This is a genomic window from uncultured Clostridium sp. (assembly GCF_947036855.1).
Classification (GTDB): Bacteria; Bacillota; Clostridia; order Clostridiales; family Clostridiaceae; genus Sarcina.
In genome coordinates, this window is sequence record NZ_CAMQRY010000203.1 from 1 (window position 1) to 2,906 (window position 2,906).

The following is a 2,906-nucleotide window of genomic DNA, read 5'->3' on the forward strand; positions in this document are numbered from 1 at the left end:
ATAAAAGATTTGATATACAACTTAAGGGTTCTGGAAGAACAGAGTTTTCAAGAGGTGGAGATGGACTTGCAACACTTTCTGCTATGCTTCGTGAGTATATTATAAGTGAAGCAATGTATGGACTTAAAATAGAAACAACTAGGTCACTTGCAGTGTTGAAAACAAGTGAAAAAGTTTTAAGAGAAGAAGAAATGGATGGAGCAGTTCTTACAAGAGTTGCAAGTAGTCATATAAGGGTTGGAACTTTTGCATATGCACAAAGATTTGGAGATACAGAAAATGTTAAAGAACTTGCAGATTATACGCTTAAAAGACATTTTGATATAGAAAGTAGTGGGGATAAGAAAGATTATTTGTTTTTACTTAAGGAAGTAATTAAAAGACAGGCAAATCTTATCGCATCATGGCAACTTGTAGGATTTATACATGGAGTTATGAATAGTGATAATATGACTATTAGTGGAGAAACAATAGATTATGGACCTTGTGCATTTATGGATGAATATAATCCGGCTACAGTTTTTAGTTCTATTGATAGAGAAGGAAGATATGCATATGCAAATCAACCGAATATGGGAGGTTGGAATCTTGCGAGATTTGCAGAATCTTTAATACCTCTTTTACATGAGGATAGAGAAGAAGCAATAAAGATTGCACAAAATGAGATAAAAGAATATTCACATTTATATAAAAAAGTTTGGATGAATGGAATGAGAAAAAAACTTGGAATATTTAATGAAGAAATAGCAGATGAATATTTAATTGATGGGATTCTTAGTATAATGCAAAAGTATAAAGTTGATTATACTAATACATTTTATTATCTTACTACAGGTAGGTTTGATGAACTAGAAATACATCATACAGATGAATTTGAGGTTTGGTATAAACTTTGGAAGCAAAGACTTGGAAGACAGGATAAATCAATGGAAGAAGCAAGAAAACTTATGAGAGAAACAAACCCAGTAATTATTCCAAGAAACCATAGAGTTGAAGAAGCTTTAGCATCAGCTAAAGAAGGTAAATATTTAATACTTCAATATCTTTTAGATGCACTAGAAAATCCATTTGATTATTCAAAGGACTTAGAGTTTTATAGAGAAGTGAAAAAAGAAGATAAATCATATGTAACTTATTGTGGAACTTAAAGTAAATTTAAGGGCGATAAGTGAAAAAGATTAAAAGACTGAAGAAATTTCAGTCTTTTTCTGATGTTTAAAAAGTTAATTTTGATTTAAAAGATTTATATGTTGAGTGAATTTAGGAAAGCAGTAGGTATTTATAGTATTGTTGTAATTTGCTTTTAATATTGTTGTATAGAAAAAAACAGATAAATATTGTATAATTTGTATAATCTAATCCTTATATGGTTTAATTAGATTAGAATTACATATAACGAAAGATAAAGGAGTTTATTAATAATGAAAAGAAAATTTATAGCAATAGCTCTTATAGGAGCAATTTCACTTGGTGGAGTATCTTATATAAATATGGGGAATAACACAAGTAGCAATACTCAAAATAAAATATTACTTGCAGCGCCAACTAATAATGTTGGAAAAATAATAGTAACACTTGGTGCTAATAATAGCTGGGAGCAAAGACAAGAATTATTAAAAGATTTTAATGTTACAACAAATCAAGAAGGTGTAACTTTTATACAGACTACAAATAGAGATATAGCAAAAGAACTAGGATACACAGGAAATATAAATAATATTCCAAATGAAGGTTCATTTAGTTCTACTAAAATAACTATACTTCCAAAAGGTTCAGGAATACAAGTTCAAACAAATAATTTAACAGAAGTTACAGGTGATATGCTTGCAAGTGCATTAACTACTTGTGGAATTAATGATGCAAGTATTTTTGCAAATGCTCCAATGAGAGTAACAGGACAAGCTGCTTTAGCTGGGGTTTTACAAGCATTCCAAGAAGCAACAGGAAAAGTAGTTCCAGAAAAAAATAAGCAAGTTGCAAATAAAGAAATAAATACAACTGCAAGTATTGCTAAAACTGTTGGACAGAAAAAAGCTGAAACAATAGTTAACCAAGCAAAATCAATAGTTATAAAGGATAATCCAAATAGTAAAATAGAAATAAACAATATTGTTAACAATGTAGTTAATAACAATGGTGGTGGATTATCAGATGCTCAAAAGGATCAATTAACAAATCTAATGGAGCAAATTAAAGGTCTTAATTTAAAGTATCAGAATGTAGAGGGAACTCTTAAAAATATACAAAGTTCTATTGAAAAAGGCGAGAAAAACTTTACAAATGTCTCTTCGAAAATACAACAAGAGATAAAAAATAATCATGTTGCAATAGAAAAAACAGAAAATATTGTTGAGAAGATATGGAACTGGATTAAATCATTCTTTGAAGGTGGAGAAAAAGCTGTACAAGCACAGGATAATTCATCAGCAAATAATATTAATCAAACAACAAATACAAGTACTCAAAATAATACAGATGCAAATAGTCAAAATAGTAATATAACTAATAACCAAGCAAACACACAAAATAATGGTTAGTATCTAGATATAGAAAAGTAGTTTAGATTTTATTGAGGCCACTGAAAAAGTAATAATATTTATAGAAAAAGATGATTTTTATACTTTATGTATAGAAGTTATCTTTTTTTATTGTATAATATAAATTATAAAAAACATGTACGGAGGCACGCATCTATGTTAGAAAAAAAAGTATCTAAAGTTTCAAGTAAATATATTGAATTATATGATATTATAATTCCACAAAATAATATGCTACGAAAAATAAATGAACTCATTGATTTTTCCTTTGTTTATAATGAATTAAAAGAAAAATATTCTAATATAGGTAGAGTAGTGGATTGTCAACCTTTTTTAGTACAGAATTTATTCGGACATACTTTCCTTGTA

The 2,906-nt window shown here is 28.3% G+C and carries 2 protein-coding genes and 1 pseudogene; all 3 read left to right on the forward strand.

Annotation, left to right across the window (positions count from 1 at the left end):
- On the forward strand, positions 1-1,148 hold a 1,148-nt coding region (locus Q0V15_RS12750; RefSeq protein WP_297439519.1), incomplete at its 5' end, for a YdiU family protein.
- 273 nt (positions 1,149-1,421) lie between these two features.
- Positions 1,422-2,537 carry a DUF1002 domain-containing protein gene (locus Q0V15_RS12755; protein WP_297439520.1) on the forward strand — a complete coding sequence of 372 codons (1,116 nt, stop codon included), beginning with the start codon at positions 1,422-1,424 and terminating at the stop codon, positions 2,535-2,537.
- Between the two features lie 156 nt (positions 2,538-2,693).
- Positions 2,694-2,906: pseudogene (locus Q0V15_RS12760) on the forward strand (hypothetical protein); the annotation flags it as partial.